Annotated in this window: 15 protein-coding genes; 4 read left to right on the top strand and 11 right to left on the bottom strand. The window is 69.4% G+C overall.

The features are described from left to right. Window positions 1-82: 82 nt before the first annotated feature. On the top strand, window positions 83-610 hold the full coding sequence (locus SALPAC4_RS0120695) for a MarR family winged helix-turn-helix transcriptional regulator (RefSeq protein ID WP_019871973.1): 528 nt from the start codon (window positions 83-85) through the stop codon (window positions 608-610). Between the two features lie 122 nt (window positions 611-732). After that, window positions 733-1,587, top strand: coding sequence for a TrmH family RNA methyltransferase (locus SALPAC4_RS0120690; RefSeq protein WP_019871972.1), 855 nt, complete (start codon window positions 733-735; stop codon window positions 1,585-1,587). Window positions 1,588-1,739: 152 nt separating this feature from the next. On the opposite strand, the gene SALPAC4_RS0120685 is transcribed toward SALPAC4_RS0120690, so the two are convergent. The 9 genes from SALPAC4_RS0120685 to SALPAC4_RS0120645 form a co-directional block, all read right to left on the bottom strand. Next, window positions 1,740-2,606 (bottom strand): NmrA family NAD(P)-binding protein, encoded by an 867-nt coding sequence (locus SALPAC4_RS0120685; RefSeq protein WP_019871971.1) that lies wholly within the window; start codon window positions 2,604-2,606, stop codon window positions 1,740-1,742. Between the two features lie 159 nt (window positions 2,607-2,765). Beyond that, on the bottom strand, window positions 2,766-4,049 hold the full coding sequence (locus SALPAC4_RS0120680) for a citrate synthase (RefSeq protein ID WP_019871970.1): 1,284 nt from the start codon (window positions 4,047-4,049) through the stop codon (window positions 2,766-2,768). A 419-nt stretch (window positions 4,050-4,468) separates the two neighbouring features. Continuing rightward, the gene (locus tag SALPAC4_RS0120675) at window positions 4,469-6,553 is read right to left on the bottom strand and encodes a sulfatase-like hydrolase/transferase (RefSeq protein ID WP_019871969.1); all 2,085 of its coding nucleotides are present in this window, start codon (window positions 6,551-6,553) and stop codon (window positions 4,469-4,471) included. After that, the gene (locus tag SALPAC4_RS0120670) at window positions 6,546-7,958 is read right to left on the bottom strand and encodes a class I SAM-dependent methyltransferase (protein ID WP_019871968.1); all 1,413 of its coding nucleotides are present in this window, start codon (window positions 7,956-7,958) and stop codon (window positions 6,546-6,548) included. The genes SALPAC4_RS0120675 and SALPAC4_RS0120670 overlap by 8 nt, the downstream gene beginning before the upstream one ends. A 5-nt stretch (window positions 7,959-7,963) precedes the next feature. Beyond that, the gene (locus SALPAC4_RS28015) at window positions 7,964-8,113 is read right to left on the bottom strand and encodes a hypothetical protein (RefSeq protein ID WP_018731062.1); all 150 of its coding nucleotides are present in this window, start codon (window positions 8,111-8,113) and stop codon (window positions 7,964-7,966) included. 166 nt (window positions 8,114-8,279) lie between these two features. Beyond that, a complete protein-coding gene (locus tag SALPAC4_RS0120660) occupies window positions 8,280-9,512 on the bottom strand; it encodes a bifunctional glycosyltransferase family 2/GtrA family protein (protein WP_019871967.1) in 1,233 nt (410 codons plus the stop codon). Further along, the gene (locus tag SALPAC4_RS0120655; RefSeq protein ID WP_019871966.1) at window positions 9,509-11,755 is read right to left on the bottom strand and encodes a glycosyltransferase family 39 protein; all 2,247 of its coding nucleotides are present in this window, start codon (window positions 11,753-11,755) and stop codon (window positions 9,509-9,511) included. The genes SALPAC4_RS0120660 and SALPAC4_RS0120655 overlap by 4 nt, the downstream gene beginning before the upstream one ends. Before the next feature lie 45 nt (window positions 11,756-11,800). Continuing rightward, entirely contained in the window at window positions 11,801-13,234 is a 1,434-nt protein-coding gene (locus SALPAC4_RS0120650) for a sensor histidine kinase (RefSeq protein WP_027644927.1), read from the bottom strand. Window positions 13,235-13,256: 22 nt separating this feature from the next. Then, window positions 13,257-14,003, bottom strand: a complete 747-nt coding sequence (locus SALPAC4_RS0120645) for a response regulator transcription factor (RefSeq protein WP_026324186.1) — start codon at window positions 14,001-14,003, stop codon at window positions 13,257-13,259. Window positions 14,004-14,241: 238 nt separating this feature from the next. Here SALPAC4_RS0120645 and SALPAC4_RS0120640 point away from each other — a divergent pair, with 238 nt between their 5' ends. After that, window positions 14,242-14,667 carry an OsmC family protein gene (locus SALPAC4_RS0120640; protein WP_018731067.1) on the top strand — a complete coding sequence of 142 codons (426 nt, stop codon included), beginning with the start codon at window positions 14,242-14,244 and terminating at the stop codon, window positions 14,665-14,667. A gap of 302 nt (window positions 14,668-14,969) precedes the next feature. Continuing rightward, the gene (locus SALPAC4_RS0120635) at window positions 14,970-15,821 is read left to right on the top strand and encodes a hypothetical protein (RefSeq protein ID WP_019871964.1); all 852 of its coding nucleotides are present in this window, start codon (window positions 14,970-14,972) and stop codon (window positions 15,819-15,821) included. A 53-nt stretch (window positions 15,822-15,874) separates the two neighbouring features. On the opposite strand, the gene SALPAC4_RS0120630 is transcribed toward SALPAC4_RS0120635, so the two are convergent. Both SALPAC4_RS0120630 and SALPAC4_RS0120625 read right to left on the bottom strand, forming a co-directional pair. Continuing rightward, a complete protein-coding gene (locus SALPAC4_RS0120630) occupies window positions 15,875-16,360 on the bottom strand; it encodes a hypothetical protein (protein ID WP_019871963.1) in 486 nt (161 codons plus the stop codon). Window positions 16,361-16,552: 192 nt separating this feature from the next. Further along, the gene (locus tag SALPAC4_RS0120625; protein WP_018731070.1) at window positions 16,553-16,828 is read right to left on the bottom strand and encodes a hypothetical protein; all 276 of its coding nucleotides are present in this window, start codon (window positions 16,826-16,828) and stop codon (window positions 16,553-16,555) included. Window positions 16,829-16,875: the final 47 nt, after the last annotated feature.

Raw genomic sequence — 16,875 nt, 5'->3', positions numbered from 1 at the left:
ACTGGTAAAGGATGCTGTCAGCAACTAGATGCACAAAGCATAGACTTGCTGCCCGCAGCTGTGGAAGTAGTAAGATGTGGAAATGTCAGCGACCGAACTGACGCCCCAGCCGGCGATCGAGGAACCCGACCCGGCACTGATCGCCATCGAACGGGCCATGATCAAAATCCGTCGCCGGCAGACCCAACGAGTACTGGGCCAGATCGCCGCAAAGGACGAGCCACACATCGACCTGAACCAGATCGCCGCGGTTGACGCCGTCGATGAGGGGCCCGACGAGAGGCAGGAAGGCGTCACGGTTGGTGTGGTGGCCGAGCGGCTCGGCATCGATCCGTCCCGGGCCAGCCGGGTGGTGGCGGCGACCATCCAGAACGGCTACCTACGCCGGATCGCCTCCCAGCACGACGGCCGACGGAGTTGCCTGGAGATCACCGACCAGGGGGCCGCCGCGCTCGAGCAGACGCACCGGGCCCGATATGCGCTCTACGAGCGCCTCCTCGCCGGGTGGACGGTCACGGACCGACGCGACCTGGCCCGGCTCCTGACCAGGTTCACCGCCTCGATCACGGCGGACGAATCCACCCCAGAGCCGACCGACAGCCGGACCTGAACGACCCGACCACCCTTCGGCTTGGCCGGCAGAAAGATCATCGCGCCGCACTGTCGGCAGCACCCGCCATACCGTCTGGCGCCGACAGCCAGCGGTACGCGTAGCGAGGAGGCACTGAGCACGTGGCGAGAACAATCAGGGTCAGCACCCGGAACGCGACCTTCCAGCAATGGCAGGCCCTGCTGACCAATCGCACCAAACGCCAACGTGCGGGGGAATTCGTAGTCCAGGGGGTCCGGCCCATCACCCTCGCCGTCGAACACGGTTGGCAGGTCCGTGCACTGCTGTATCCCGACGGGCAGAACCTCTCCCGATGGAGTCGAGACCTGCTGGACCGGGTCGGCGGGGTCAGCCGGGTGGCGGTGTCGCCGGAGCTGTTGGGTGAGCTCGGGGGCAAGGACGAGGAGTTACCAGAGCTACTCGCGGTGGTCGGGCTCCCCGAGGACCGACTGCAGCGGATACCCTGCACGGCCGAGATGCTGGTGCTGCTCTTCGACCGACCAAGCGCTCCCGGCAACATTGGTTCGCTGGTCCGGTCCGCGGATGCCTTCGGAGCCGCCGGGGTAGTCATCACCGGGCATGCCGCTGACCCCTATGACCCGAAGTCCGTGCGTGCGAGTACCGGTTCACTGTTCACCGTGCCCGTGGTGCGCGTGCCGAGCCACCGTGCGGTACTGGACTGGGCCGAGGCGCTGCGCGCCACGCACATCCCCATCGAGATCGTCGGAACTGACGAACACGGCGAGGTGGAGATCGCCGCGCACGACCTCACCGGCCCGAAAATCATCGCGGTGGGGAACGAGACGCGCGGACTCAGCACGGCCTGGCGGCAGTCCTGCGACCGAACGGTACGGATCCCGATCACCGGCGCCGCCAGCTCCCTGAACGCGGCCGCGGCGGCGACTGTCGTGCTGTATGAGGCCGCACGGCAACGAACAGCATCGGCCGCCGGCGGGGTAGCTCAGATACGCCCGTAGCGGCGACCGGCAAAGTACGCCACCGGCAGCTCTCGTGCTGCCGGTGGCGTGATCGCGCACGCTGAGCCCCGCCCCTCCAGCAGGGTGTCACCTCTTTCGGGACGGGGTGGTGCAGCGGGCCGAGCGGCGCGGGGACTCCGTACCGCCTCGACTCAGGCGCGTACCTGCGTGAGCCAGTCGGTGACGGAACGTGGGGCGAGGCCAAGCAGCCGCTGGGCGCTGTTCTCCTCGGCGACGGTGTTCCCGGCCTGGGCGTTCAACAGCTCGTACAGGCCCACCACGCCGGCGCTGGCACCGGCTCCGAAGAGCGGGGTGATGAGATCGCCGAACGCGGCTGGCGTGATGGCCTCGTAGCGCACATCCGCCCCGAGATAGGCGGAGAATCCCGCGGCCAGGTCCGCCCCCGTCAGCCCCGGCCGATGCCCGACCGCGACCGTACCGGTGGTAACGGTCTCGTCGGTCAGCAGCCGGGTGACGACGTCCGCGACGTCCAGGTGGGAACTCCACGACACGGCGAAGTTCTCCGGAAGCGGGTAGCGCAGGACCCCCTCCTCCCGCACGGGCCCCACGACGACGGGCAGCAGCAGATTCTCCAGGTAGAGGCGGGGAGCGACGACCGCTGTCGGGATACCACTCGCCTCGATGTCGCGGATGAGCCGGACGACCGGAGTCTCCGGCGCGGCTTGCAGCGGCGTTCCCGGCTGGTCGACGACTTGACCGCTGGTGGAGATGACCACGCGGTGCGGTCGGGCCATCGCGACTGCCGCGGCGACCGCTTTGGCATAGATTTGCAGATCGGTTGGTGCCCCCAGCGGAAGGTGGACGAACACACCGTCCGCACCGGTGTAGGCCGCCGCCAACGAGTCGGCGTCCGCCAGGTTGACCGCGGTCGAGGCGAATCCGTCCGACACCGTGGTGGTGTCCCGGACCGCCGCGACCGCGCGCTGCCCCGCCGCCTGGAGCGCGGACAGAACAGGGAAACCCTGGGCGCCAGTGGCGCCATGCACGATATAAGACATCCCGCTATTAGCGCGTATAGGCGTGTGATCTTGCCAGCGCGAGCGCCTCCGTTGGCCCCGTCGCCCCGCGGGTGTCGGGCATACCCGACACCCGCAAAGAGCCGACAGTCATTGAACGGTCAACGACTGCCGGCGGATGCGTTAGCGATTCAGCTCCGCTCAGCGCTGCTCGAGGTTGACGTAGTCGCGCTGGGCGGCACCGGTGTAGACCTGCCGCGGACGGCCGATCTTCGTCTCCGGGTCCTTGATCATCTCACGCCACTGGGCGATCCAGCCGGGGAGCCGCCCCAGCGCGAACAGCACCGTGAACATCTTCGTCGGGAAGCCCATGGCCTTGTAGATCAGGCCGGTGTAGAAGTCCACGTTCGGGTAGAGCCTGCGGGAGACGAAGAAGTCGTCGGCGAGCGCGATCTCCTCCAACTCCATCGCGAGGTCCAGCATCGGGTCCGAGTTGGACATTCGGCCGAGCACGTCCTGGGCGGCCTTCTTCACGATGGTGGCCCGGGGGTCGTAGTTCTTGTAGACCCGGTGGCCGAAGCCCATCAGCTTCGCACCGGCCTGCCGGTCCTTGACCCGCCGCACGAAGGAACGGACGTCGCCACCGTCGGCCCGGATCGTCTCCAGCATCTCCAACACGGCCTGGTTCGCGCCGCCGTGCAGCGGGCCGAAGAGGGCGTTCACCCCGGCCGAGACCGAGGCGAAGAGGTTGGCGTTGCTGGAACCCACCAGCCGTACGGTCGAGGTGGAGCAGTTCTGCTCGTGGTCGGCGTGCAGGATGAACAGCATGTCCAGCACCCGAGCCATCACCGGGTCGACCTCGTACGGCTCGGCCGGCACACCGAAGGTCATCCGGAGGAAGTTCTCCACGTACCCGAGGGAGTTCTCCGGGTACAGCAGCGGCTGGCCGATCGACTTCTTGTAGGCGTACGAGGCGATGGTCGGCACCTTCGCCATCAACCGGACCGTCGACATCTCCACATGCTCGTCATCGAACGGGTCGAGACTGTCCTGGTAGAAGGTGGAGATGGCGCTGACCGCCGAGGAGAGCACCGCCATCGGGTGCGCATCCCGGGGGAAACCGTCGAAGAACCGACGCATCTCCTCGTGCAGCAACGAGTGCCGCCGGATCCGCTCGGTGAACTCGGTCAGCTGCGGCTGGGTGGGCAGCTCACCGTAGGTCAGCAGGTACGAGACCTCCAGGAAGGAGGACTTCTCCGCCAGTTGCTCGATCGGGTAGCCACGGTAGCGCAGGATCCCCGCGTCGCCGTCGATGTAGGTGATCCCGGACGAACAGGCTGCCGTATTCACGAAACCAGGATCGTAGGTCGTCATCCCGGTCTGCTTAAGCAGCTGGCTCACCCCGATGCCGGCGGGACCCTCGATCGCCGTGTTCACCGGCATCGACAGCTGCCCACCGGGGTGATCGAGCTTGACTTCCGTCATGTGCGTCCTCGCTTCGCCGACAGATCTTCTTCGTTGAATTTCCTTCGCTTTTACCGTATTCATGCTTCCCAGGACACCGCCCGCGGTGGCTCGTCGGTGAGGTATGCGTCACCCATTTCCCGGCCGACCGACCAGGAAACACGGACCGATCGCCCATCCCAGGACAGGGAGGCAGCCCGAGGCAGGACAGGACAGAACGAAACCACTGGACGACAGATGTCGGCTGAAATCACAGCAGCACACCACAAAAAGCCTGGGTGGCCGGACTGGACGGGCCGGGCGACCGCGGGCCAAGCGACCGAAGGCCCGGGGACCGGCGGCCGGGCGACCGCGGGCCAAGCGACCGAAGGCCCGGGGACCGGCGGCCGGGCGACCGCGGGCCAAGCGACCGACCCGGGGACCGGCGCCCGGGTCCGAGGTCAGGAGAGCGCGAGTCGGGTCAGCGTGCCCTCTGGAGCGACGAGGAAGAGACCGAGTTGGTTCACTCCCGGCCGAAAAAGCTGGTCATCACCGATCAGGGCGGCGAATCGACGCCCACCCTCGTCCCGGTCAACCACCGGAACCACGGCGGCGACCCGGTCATTGACAGCCACCGCGAGCGGGGTGCCGTCCGGGATCTCGTCGGGCAAGTCACCCCAGACCAGCGCGGGCAACATGCCCTGGTCCGGATCCACCTCCCGGAATGCAGCCAGGTTCTCGACCCGGGCCACCCCTGCCGTCGGCTGATCCGGCACCATGCTGCCAATCAGCGGGTGCGGCGCGGCGGGCGGCGCCGCCGTGGGTACGCCACCACCGATCGGGGTCGGCTGGGCAGGCCGGTCATAGAAGACCTTGCTCGCCTGCGCCCGGGGGTCTTCCCGCGCCGACCGGCCATCAACCGCCCAGGGCAGCCGGATCGCTGCCTCGTCGGCGAGAGTGGGCAGCAGATCAACGTGCTGCCAGTTCCGGTCATCGAGCCGGCCGGTGCGCTGCCCGGGATACTTGACAAACAGCGGCACCCACGCCACCTCGTCGGCGGCGACCTCGATCGCGCCCATCCCCCGCCCCTGTGCTCCCTTGGTGAAGCTCACCCCGTGGTCGGCGGTGACCACCAGCAGAGCGTCGTCGTAGAGTCCGGTGGCGCGCAGCGTACGCAGGGTCTCGCCAATCAGCCGGTCGGTGTAGCCGAGCTGGGCCAGATGCCGCTGACGGGCCAACTCCACCCAGCCCTCCCCCTCGTTCGGGAAGTCCTCTGGCGCCGTGTAGCGCACCCCCGAGGGCAGGTACGCCCACGGCGAATGCGGCATCAGCAGGTGCAGGAAGTGCAGGGTAGGCCGGTCCGACGGCTGGAGTCCGGCGAGGAAACTACTGAACCGGGCCGGCTGGTTGTCGTTGAGCCGGTCCCAGCGAAACTTCGGATCCTCCGGGATCGGCTCGGCGGCGTCGATGCCAGCCTCAGCGGCGGTCTGCTCCCGGTAGGAGTCCGCCGGGTCAACCCGGCTCTCCGTCGGCGCGGATATTCGGGCCAGCAACTTGGCACTCTCCCGAGCCAGTACCCCCACCCCCTGCTCCCGGCCCGGCGGCGTCTCACAGCGGCTCGGCGGGCAGAGCCGGGTGATGCTCTCCTCGGCACGGATGTCGTACAGCCCGCTGAAGGCGGTGAACAGGTTGTCTGGATGCTGCGAATAGTGCGGCGCCGCCCCCGTGGCCGGGTAGCGGCCGGTCAGCATGGCCGGTAACGCGTACGGCGTCCAACCGCTGACCCCAGTCGCGTTGCGGTACCAGGTCGAACCAGCGGCCAGCTCCGCGAAGTGCGGGAACCGGTCCGCGTCGATCTGCCCGTCCGGACTGAGCAGGGACACGAGCGGCAACTCGTCGAGGATCAACAGGACCACCGGCGGGTGTCCACCGGTCCGGGCCAGCCCGACGGCGCCACCGTCACCACGCGGCAACACCACCGTCGAGGTGGGCGACACGAGCAGGAACAGCCCCACGAAGACCGCCGGCCCGAGCGCCGCGACCCGCAGCACGCGGGCCAGGGCACGCCACCGCCGGTAGGCCACCGCCGCAGCCACTGCGACGACCAGCGCCAGCACCAACAGCGGTACGCCCCGCAACGGTGTCGCGTGCCGTCCAACCTGCACGGCCAGTGCGGCAAGCAACAGCCCTACGAGCAGCGTGTGAGTCAGCTCCCGGGCGGTACGGCCGGCCAGCCGCGACATCGCCGCCAGCGCGCCGAGCGCGACGGTCGGCACGATCGCGACCAGCACGACCAGCTGCACGATCTCGCCCCGGCTCGCCCGGTGGAAGAGAAAGAAGTCCGGACTCCGGCCGAGCACATCCAACAACGGCTGAGTGACCACGAGCCCGAGCAGAGCGGCGACCTCCAGCAGCCGACGGCCCTCCGCTCGCCAGCCACGCCGCAGTGCACCGGCCGGGTCCTCCGCCGCACCAACTCGTCGATCAGCGGCACCGGCCGCGCCGTCGGGTTGATCCGGTGTGGGCGCGATGCCCGAGTCAGCCACTCAGGACCACCCGGTACAAGGTCCGACTACCCGACGGCAGGTGAAGGCGCTCCTCAAGGTGGCCGTGGGCGGCGAGCAGCCGCTCGAACTCGTCCCGGCGGTAGCGGGGGAAGATGTTCTCCGGCTTGTTGGCCAGCAGCCGGCGCGCCATCGGATCCTCCGGGTGCACGAACTCCACCACCAGCCGGGTACCCGGCCGACCGAAACCGGCCAGCCACGCGACCACCTCCGGCAACGGGACGTTACGCCCCACCGCGAGGTGGTGGACCACGGCCAGGGCGAGGACGACATCAGCTCGCGCCCGTTCGCCGAAGGAGGCCCGCTCGACGCCCCGCCAGCCGCCGCCGGGGGACGGGTCGGCCAGATCCATCACCAGCGGTACGATCCGCCGCTCCCCCTCAGCCCGTAGCTCCCGGTAGAGCCGGTCAACCACCCCCGGGTCCTGTTCGACGGCGACAACATGCTCGGCGTGGCGCGCGGCCAAGCGGGCGTACCGGCCGTCGTTGGCCCCGAGGTCGAGCGCCAGCCGGGTCGGGGGTCCGGCGGTCAGCGACGCGGCGACGAAGCGCTCCTTGGCGGCCCGGTCCTCCGCGGTGTAGCCGCAGGTGCGCTGGTAGTCGATCCAATGGCTGGCGGGCGGCGGCCGGTCCAGCCGGCAGACGAGGCGCCGCAGACCGCGTACCGTGGCGACGGCGAGGTCACGGGAGTAGCCCGCGTCGCGTAGCTGGTTGCGTACCTCGGCCGTGCTGGCGCGGGCATTGCGTCGCTGCATCGCGTCGTGCAGGTGGACGTGGGTAAGTACGCCGGGGCGAAAGCGGCGACGGCCGGTAAAGAGGCGACGAATCTGGTACGCCTCGATGCCGTCAACCTGGGCCCGCAGCAGCGGCTGAAAGTCCAGCCCCAGGTGGGCACCGAGGAGCAGCGGATAGAGCAGGGTCTGACAGAACTGCCGGTAGCCGGCCCAGGGTTCGCCGTCTCGGATCGGGGTGAACGAGCCGATATCGATGAAGACCGGCTCCGCACCGCGCCACTGCAGGTTGTATGCCGAACCGTCCTTGGTGGTGAAGCCGCCTGGCAGCGCCGCTTGGAGGATCTCCAGGTGTAGCAGGGCGGCGTCCCGCAGCATGCCGTAGGACCATTCGTACGGGTGGGAGACGAACGGGATGCGTTCGTGCCGGAGCACCGCGGACCAGCCCGGAGGTGCCGGGCTGGTCTCGACGGTGTCGCAGACTTTCCCCTCGGCGAGCAGCGCCGCGAAGAAGTCGCTGCCGGCGAGGGCCCGCCAGTCGGCGGCGGCCCGCTCGTCCAACCCACGCAGCACGTCGTCGCCGCGGTGGAAGACCCGGTTCGCCGGGTCCCGGAAGGACGCGGGCTCGGCCCGCAGGTCAGGGTACGCAGATGCCATGCCGGTCAGTGCCGGTCGGTGGGCTGCTTGCGGAAGCGGTCCACCAAGCGTCGCCAGTAGAGCTTGCCGGCCACTGCGACACCAGCTGCCCCGCCAACCACCGCCTGCACGATCAGACTGCCCGATCCCGCGTCCAGGTAGGCCAGATGATCCACCGGCCACTCCTTCCGATCTCGCCCCCTCGGACCCGCAAACCGGGCGCACAGGGGAGGGTGCTCCAATACGCTGAGGATGTATTCGGACACAGTACGCGCATGAAGGGCGCAATGCGGGTGATAACCACGCCAGTGTTCTGATTTGGTGGCGATTCAGCCCCGCCCGTCAGCCACCCCGCTGGTGATGCATGGCATAGCGGAGCAGCACGAACCGCAACACCGTGGCGGCCAGGTTTGCCGCAACCAGCACCGTCAACTCCACCGTCCGCGTCGGAGCCGCCACCACGGCGTGTAGCAACGCGAGCGAGCCGCTGGTCAACGCCAGGCCGAGCCCGAACACCACCAGGCCTTGCAGGTGATGCCGACCGGCGCGCCGCCGACCGGTGATCCCGAAGGTCAGTCGCCGATTCGCCGCTGTGTTGGCTACCGCGGTGACCAGCAGCGACAGCAAGTTTGCCGGTTGGGCGCCGAGGACGCCGCGGGTGGCGACGTACAACAGCAGGTAAGCCACCGTGCTGGCCACCCCGACCAGGGCGAACCGGCCCAGCTGTCGGGGCAGCCCCACCGGCACTCGAGCCGGTGGCGCTGCGAGCGGGGCCCGTCCGAACTGCTCACGCAGTTGCCGCAGCGGCAGCGCGCCGGTGAACAGGGCCCGGCCCAGGCGACCAATGCCACGCAGGTCGGCCAGGGCGGTCGCCAACACATCCACCCGACTATCCGGATCATCCACCCAGTCCACCGGAACCTCGTGGATGCGGAGGCCGGCCCGCTGGGCCAGCACCAACAACTCGGTGTCGAAGAACCACCCGGTGTCTCGAACCAACGGCAGCAGCTGGGCCGCCACATCAGCCCGGATCGCCTTGAACCCGCACTGGGCATCGGAAAATCGAACGGCGAGGGTGCCCCGCAGCAACAGGTTGTACCCTCGCGAGATCACCTCCCGCTTCGCGCCCCGAACCACCCGTGAGGTATGGGCAAGCCGGGTGCCGATGGCCAGGTCCGAGTGGCCGGAAATGAGCGGCGCGACCAGCGGCAGCAACGCCGCCAGATCAGTAGACAAGTCCACATCCATGTAGACGAGCACCGGCGCGGGTGAGGCCGACCAGGCGGCCCGAAGCGCCCGCCCACGCCCCTTGGCCTCCAGATGCAGCACCTCGACGCCGGCGAGGTCGGCGGCGAGCGACCGGGCTACGGCCAGCGTGCCATCGACGCTGGCGTTGTCCGCGATCGTGATCCGGAATGGATACGGGACGTTCGCGCGTAGGTGTGCGTGCAGCCGGCGCACGCACGGCCCGAGGTCGGTCTCCTCGTTGTAGACGGGAATCACCACGTCCAGGATGGGCGCCGTAACGACAGGCTGGATCCACCCGGTGGCCCGGACTTCGGTTGTGTCGATCATGCTTCCGCTCCCTTGCTGCTCAGGTCGTAGATAGTGATTCCGTCCACGGTTCGCGCCTCGAACGTCTCCGCCACCCAGGCGGCGATCTCGGAGGAGGCGGAGCTGCCGCCGTTGGCGCCCCGGAAGCCACCCCCGCCGATGAACCAATGGATCTCTCCGTCAGTGACGTAGCGCTGGAACTCCGCGACGGTCGGAGAGGGGTCGGTGCCGTTGAACCCGCCGACCGGCAGCACCGGATCACCGGTGGCCAGCTGGTAGCCGGCGGCGTTGTTCGCACCCACCGTGGCCGCGACCCAGGTGTAGCTGTCGCTGTCGCGTTCGAGGAGCTCGCGCAGTTGCGCGCTGGGAACGCGGGCATCCAACAGCCCGCCGTTACCGCCCGGCTGGTTGTCCTGACCGAGCCCACCCGGCTGACCCGACTGGCCCGACTGACCCGGCTGGCCTGGCTGACCCGACTGGCCCGACTGACCTGGCTGACCTGGCTGGCCCGACTGGCCCGACTGGCCCGACTGACCTGGCTGACCTGGCTGGCCCGACTGGCCCGACTGACCCGACTGGCCTGGCCGACCCGACTGACCCGGCTGGCGGCCGTTGAGCGCCGCACCGGGTTGTCGATCCGGTCCGACGCCGGCGGGCTGCCCGCCACCCGGGGTCCCGGGGCCGCCCCCCGGGCCACCCGGTCGGGTGCCGACACCGCCAGCCACTGCGGGGCCCGCGGTGGGAACGCCACCGTTGTGCGCCGTCGCTGCGGCGTGCACCGAGTACGCCACCGGCCCGGCGAGGGCCGCCGCGGCGCCCAGCGAAAGTACCGCCGCCCCAACTGATCGAGGCAGCCGAGGACTGAGCGCCAGCAGCGCCGCCGCCACGAGGCCGCCCACCAGGATCGTGGTACGCAACCACGGATACCAGTCCGGGCTGCGAGCCAGCAGCAGCCAGGACCATCCCACGGTGACGGCCAGGACCCCGGCCAGGATGGCGGTAGCGGCGTGGGGCTGCCGACGCCAGACAGTGCCGGGCGGAGCCGACCGCACCCGCCACAGCAGCGTGACACCGATCCCGACCAGGGCACCGACCGCCGGCGCCAGGGCCACGGTGTAGTACTCGTGGAAAATTCCGGACATAAAGCTAAAAATTGCACCGGTGACTAGCAACCAGCCGCCCCAAAGCAGCAGCCCGGCGCGAGTCCGATCGGTCCGCGCAGCCCGCCCGACCACCAGCAAGCCGACCACGAGCAGGATCAGCGCGGCGGGCAACAGCCAAGCGATCTGCCCGCCAACCCGGTCGTCGAACATGCGCAGCAGGCCGGTCCCGTCACCGAAGCCCCCTCCGTCGGGCCGCCCCACGCTGCCCTCCTCGCGGCCGGTGATGCGGCCGAGACCGTTGTAGCCGAGGGTCAGCTCAAGCACACTGTCGGTCTGCGAGCCGCCGACATACGGGCGAGCGCCGGAAGGGACCAACTCGACGATGGCCACCCACCATCCGGCCGACAGCACGACTGCGAAGCCGGCCAGCAGGGTCTGGCGGATCCGCCGGCCGAGCCCGGTCGGCGCGGCCAGCAGATAGACGCCGGCGAGCACCGGTACCACCAGAAACGCCTGCAGCATCTTCGTAAGGAAGCCGAGCCCAACCAGCACGCCGGCAAGCACGAGCCAGCGCGTGGCAGCCGTCTCGACCGCCCGGACGGTGGCGTAGGCGGCCGCGACCAGCAGCAGGACCAGCAACGCGTCCGGGTTGTTGAACCGGAACATCAGCGTGGCCACCGGCGTGACGGCGAGGACCGCGCCAGCGATCAGCCCTGCTGCCGGGCCGTGCCAACGCCGCACCGTGGCGTAGAGCACCGCGACCGCGGCCACCCCGCACAGCGCCTGCGGCAGCAGCACCGCCCAGCTGTTCAGGCCGAACAGCCGCACCGAAAGCGCCATCAACCACAGCGCAGCGGGCGTCTTGTCAACGGTGATGGAGTTGGCGGCATCGAACGAGCCGTAGAAGAAGGCGGTCCAGTTCTGCGCGCCGGCCTGCGCCGCCGCCGAGTAGTAGGCGTTCGCCCAGCCGGAGACGTCGAGCCCCCACAGGTAGAGCCCGGCGGTAGCGAGCAACAGCCCGCCGAGGCAGGGGAGAGCCCAGCGGGCCGGCTGATGTGGGGTGGAGTCCGGCTGCGCCTCCGGTTCTGTCGACGCCGTTCGGGCGACGCCCACCGCCGGAGCGGCCGCATGGGTCCCGTAGGTCGTCTCGGTTCTGTCCATGGCGGAAAGCCTGGCCGGCGGGGCTGCACGGCCCCCATGGGTGCGCTATGTCTCCGCTGTGGAATTCGGCAGCCGTACGGTGAACACGGTCTGGCCGGGTTGGCTGCGTACCGACACCGCTCCGTGGTGGGCGTCCACCACGGCCGCGACGATGGCGAGCCCCAACCCGGTACTGCCGTGCGACCGTGACCGCGAGCTGTCGCCACGGGCGAAGCGCTCGAAGACCTCCGGTTGAAGGTCCTGCGGGATACCCGGTCCGTCATCGGCGACCCGGAGCACCGCCGCGTCCGGCTCGACAGCGAGGCTGGTGGTGACCGTGGTGCCGGCCGGGGTGTGCACCCGGGCGTTGGCCAGCAGGTTGGCCACCACCTGGTGCAGCCGGGCCGCGTCACCCGGCACGCCGATCTGCTGCTCTGGCAGGTCGAGTTGCCAACGGTGCTCGGGCCCGGCCACGTGCGCGTCGCTGACCGCGTCCACGACTAAAGCGGAGAGGTCCACCGGCGCGACGGCGAGAGGACGACCCGAGTCGAGCCGGGCGAGCAGCAACAGGTCCTCCACCAGACCAGTCATCCTGGTGCTCTCGGACTCGACGCGGCGTAGGGCGTGTGCCACGTCGGGCGGCACCCGGTCCCGACCGCGCCGTGCCACCTCCGCATAGCCACGGATGGCGGCCAGTGGCGTCCGCAGTTCGTGACTCGCGTCGGCGACGAACTGACGTACCCGCGTCTCGCTGGCCTGCCGCGCGGCGAGCGCGGCGGCGACGTGCCCGAGCATCCGATTAAGCGCGGCACCGACCTGGCCCACCTCGGTACGGGGATCGGTGTCGGGTTCTGGCACCCGGACCGGCAGCGTCACCTCGCCCCGGTCCAACGGGAGTTCACTGACGCTGCGTGCGGTAGCGGCGACCCGCCGCAGCGGACGCAGGGTACGCCGGACCATGAGCGCGCCCGTGGTGCCGGCGACGACGAGCCCGGTGCCGGCGACACCGGCCTGGGCGACGACGATCCGCATCACCGTTTCCTGCACCTCGGCTAGGGGTAGGGCGAACGCGGTCACCTCGCCGTCACCCCACTGCCGGGCGATGGCCCGGTACTCCCCCAGACCGCCCAGGTCCACGGTGCGGGGGCCGGCGTTTGGCAGCAGTACGCCCAGCGCCGCCACCTTCTCAGACGGGATCCATTCCCCGCCCTCCCGCGCCTCGGTCTGGATTCGGGCCTCGACCACCCGGCCATCGCGAAGCTGCGCGACGACGGAGCCCACTTCCATGCCCGGCGAAACCTCCAGCTCCTCCTTGGTGGGGCGAGGCGGAGACGAAACGAAGCGGCGAGGTCCCGCGTCGAGTCTGAGCTGCCGGTCGATCCGGTCGGTCAGGAAGTCCCGCAGGGCGACGGTGGTGATGCTGCCGATACCGACGCTGACCACGGCCAGCAGGGCAACCAGGATAACCACCAGCCGCGTCCACAGGGACCGACCGGCCAGCCATCGTCGCCGGCCGACCCGTTCAGTCGGCGGGCTTGAGCACATAGCCCGCCCCGCGCAGGGTGTGAATCATCGGCGCGCGGCCGACGTCGATCTTCTTGCGCAGGTACGAGATATACAGCTCGACCACGTTGGCCTGACCCCCGAAGTCGTAGTTCCACACCCGGTCCAGGATCTGCGCCTTGCTGAGCACCCGGCGCGGGTTACGCATGAGATAACGCAGCAACTCGAACTCGGTGGCGGTGAGTGTGATCAACTGCCCGCCCCGACTCACCTCGTGGCTGTCCTCGTCAAGGGAAAGGTCACCGACGGTGAGCACCGCCTCCTGCCGGGCGGCGATCGCGAAGCCGGAGCGACGCAGCAGCGCCCGCAGGCGGGCGATCACCTCTTCCAGGCTGAACGGCTTGGTCACATAGTCATCACCGCCGACGGTCAACCCGGCGATCCGGTCCTCGACCGCATCCCGTGCGGTCAGGAAGAGCACCGGCACAGTCGGAGCCACCTCGCGCAGGCGACGCAGCACCGCGAAGCCGTCCAGGTCGGGCAGCATCACGTCGAGAACCACGGCGTCCGGCTGGAACTGTCGGGCCGTACTCAACGCCGCCGCCCCATTGCCGGCGGTCCGCACCTGCCAACCCTCGTAGCGCAGCGCCATCGACAGCAGGTCAGACAGGGTGGACTCGTCGTCAACGACCAGGACACGCACGGGCTGGCCGTCGGGGCGGCGGAGGTCAGCCCGTGCTGGCCCCACCTGCTCGTTGGTCATCATGGCCTCATCCTGGATGCCCACGCTGTAGGGCGGTTGTGCGGTTCCTGTGCCTCCGCTGTGCAGGCTACTCGGACATTCTCCGGAAGGCCCCGAAGCGGACCGGCGGGGTCAAGCCAGCCCGCCCCTGAGCTTCTCTCCCGTGCCCGGAACACCGCTTCTGAGCTTCTCTCCCATGCCCGGAACACGGTTTCGCGGGCCGAGAGCTGGGTACCCCCGGGCCAGTGACGGGAGGAACGCGATGGCCCACAGCTCCTGGCTGAACGAGACAGCCACCGCAACAGCGGAGGGCGGACACGTCCGGACCGAGGATGGTGGGCTCTCCACCGCCCTGGCATCCCCACTGGCTCCGCACTGCACCGGGCTGAGCCCGTCGCAGTTGCTCGCTGCCGCCTTCGCCTCCTGCCTACACCACGCCGCGGTGGAGGCAGCCGGCGAAATCACCGACGAGGCACACACGGTCCAGGTACGGGCCGAGGCGAAGCTCGGTCGAGACGACGACGGCCGCTACCGAGCCGACGTGAGCGCCTCCATCTCGTCGGCCGGACTGACCCGCCAACAACTGGCGGACCTGGTAGAACACGCGGACCGACTCTGGCCCTTCTCCACCGAGGATGCGAGCCGACATCACCTGACGGTGGCGCTGACCGACAACGGCCGGCACTGAGACAGCTCACAGCGAGCCGGAGAGTCGGATCAGCACCCTGACCGACCCCGCGAACAGCCGTACGCCCCACCTATGTTCATCCTTTCGGAGGAGGGCCTCACGCTCGGCTCCACCCACCCGGCAAGATCGGAAACTTGTAACTTTTCGGCGTACTTGATAGCTCATTTCGGATATTAGAGATAGCTGAGGTTTGTGAGGTTTCCCCGGGCCTCATCCACCCCATCCGAACTTTGGCGCAAATAGTGACGCGCCCCACTAATCGGACCGATGGCAGTGAGCGATCCGCTTTCTAGCCTCGGCGGATGCACCCCGACGACACCTTCGACCAGCAGACGACCCAAGACGATCCGGCCACCCAATCAACCGATAGGACCTCCGCCGAACGGCCGATCCCCCCCGTCCGCGCCCCTCACCGCGGGCTACGTGCCCTACTGGCATCCACCCCGGCCCGGGTCGCTCTCGCCACCGGCCTCACCTGCTGCCTCGGCGCGGCCACCTACATCGGGCTACGGCAGACCCCCGAACAGCCGGAGCAGACCCCGGTCGCCGAAGCGGCAGCGGAACGGGTTGAGGCCGCCGAACGCTCCTCCCGCTCCCTCTTCCGCACCGACGCCACCCCCACCCCGGCGAGCCCCAGCCCGACCGAAACCGCCAGCCCGACCGCGGAGGCGGAAGAGGAGGAAGAGGAGGCGGAGCCCACGCCCAGCCAGCCCGCACCGCCCCAACCGGTGGCCGGGCTCACCCAGACCCAGATGGACAATGCAAAGACAATTGTCGATGTTGGGACCGAGCTGAACATCCCGCGTCGTGGTTTGATCGTCGCCATCGCCACCGCGATGCAGGAAAGCACCTTGCTCAACTACGCCAACGGCGGCGTGCCGGAGTCACAGAACTACCCGCACGAGGCAGTTGGCTGGGACCACGACTCGGTCGGCCTGTTCCAGCAGCGCTCAAGCAGCGGCTGGGGCAGCATCGCCGAACTGATGACTCCGACCTACGCGGCCAAGGCGTTCTACCAGGCGCTGCTGCAGATCCCCGGCTGGCAGGAGATGAGCGTCGCCTGGGCAGCCCAGTCGGTCCAGGTCTCAGCCTTCCCCGACGCGTACGCCCAGCACGAGACCCGGGCGACCACGATCGTCGGCGCGTTGGCGTGACCGAGTCTCGTCCCCTCTCAATGGGCGGCCTGTCCCCAGCGGGCGGCCTGTCCTCAGCGGGCGGCTCGGCCCGGCCCTACGGCGGAGGCGGCGGTCGGCGTGTCAGCCGGCACCGCCTTCGCCCAGCCACCGAGAATCTCGTCGGCCCGGGCCGCGCGGCACTGTCGGGCGTGTAGCGCTGCCTCAAGCTCCCGGCGGGCCTGCACCGCCTCGGTGTAGACCTGCTCACGCACCCGTCGAGCTTCCTCCCGGGCGGAGTCGAACTCCAGTCGCGCTCGGAGGAGCAGTTCGGCCGCCTCCCGCTCCGCCGTCTCCCGATCAGCTGCGTTGGCGGGTCGCCGAGCCACGTCGCCGAGGTCTAGCCGCTGGAGCAACCCACACAGACCCGCCGCTTCCTCGCGAATCTCGTCCCACTCCCGTCCGGCCCCCGCGGCACCCGCCGCGCGTGCCGCCAACCGGCTCAACCGAACCCCGAGCTCATTCAGGCAGGAATCGACCTGCCGCTGGTCGTAACCGACGTCTACGACGGAGAACCTCATACTGTCGCCCCCAGGCAGCTGGTACGTCTATCCCCGCCACCGATCCTCGGTGCCCGGGGAGCACCGCCGAGGACGTTCCGAAAAAATATTCAACATTCGAACGAAACGCCCGTTCCGACACACCGGATGGGCCGCCACCACCCGGCCCCGCCCGCTCTTACCCCGCCCGCCCGCAGGCCGGGGCCCAGTTACTCACCCTGGCACCACCGTCGCTTGTTCGGCGTCCGCCGGCGCTCCCGATTCCGGGGTCTGGAAGAGGTAGCGGATGAACTCCCCGCCAGCCTCGTTGTCGTCCGCACCAGGCCACTGCCCGACGCAGTCCACCCCGATCACCTCCCGGCCGGTGCCGTCGGTCTCCTCAAGCAGGACCCACAGGCTGACCGGGTAGCAACGGGTACCGCCGGGCGTCAGACGCCAACGCGCGTACCAGCCGGGTCGGGCGGGGATGATCTCGACGATCCGCTTCATCACGACCTTCCCTTCCGCATACCTCGGAAGTCCACCGGTCCACTGCG

Origin of the sequence: Salinispora oceanensis (assembly GCF_000383575.1) — a bacterium.
GTDB classification, from domain to species: Bacteria; Actinomycetota; Actinomycetes; order Mycobacteriales; family Micromonosporaceae; genus Micromonospora; species Micromonospora oceanensis.
The sequence above is the reverse complement of the archived record's forward strand: the minus strand, read 5'-3'. Positions and strand labels throughout refer to the sequence as shown.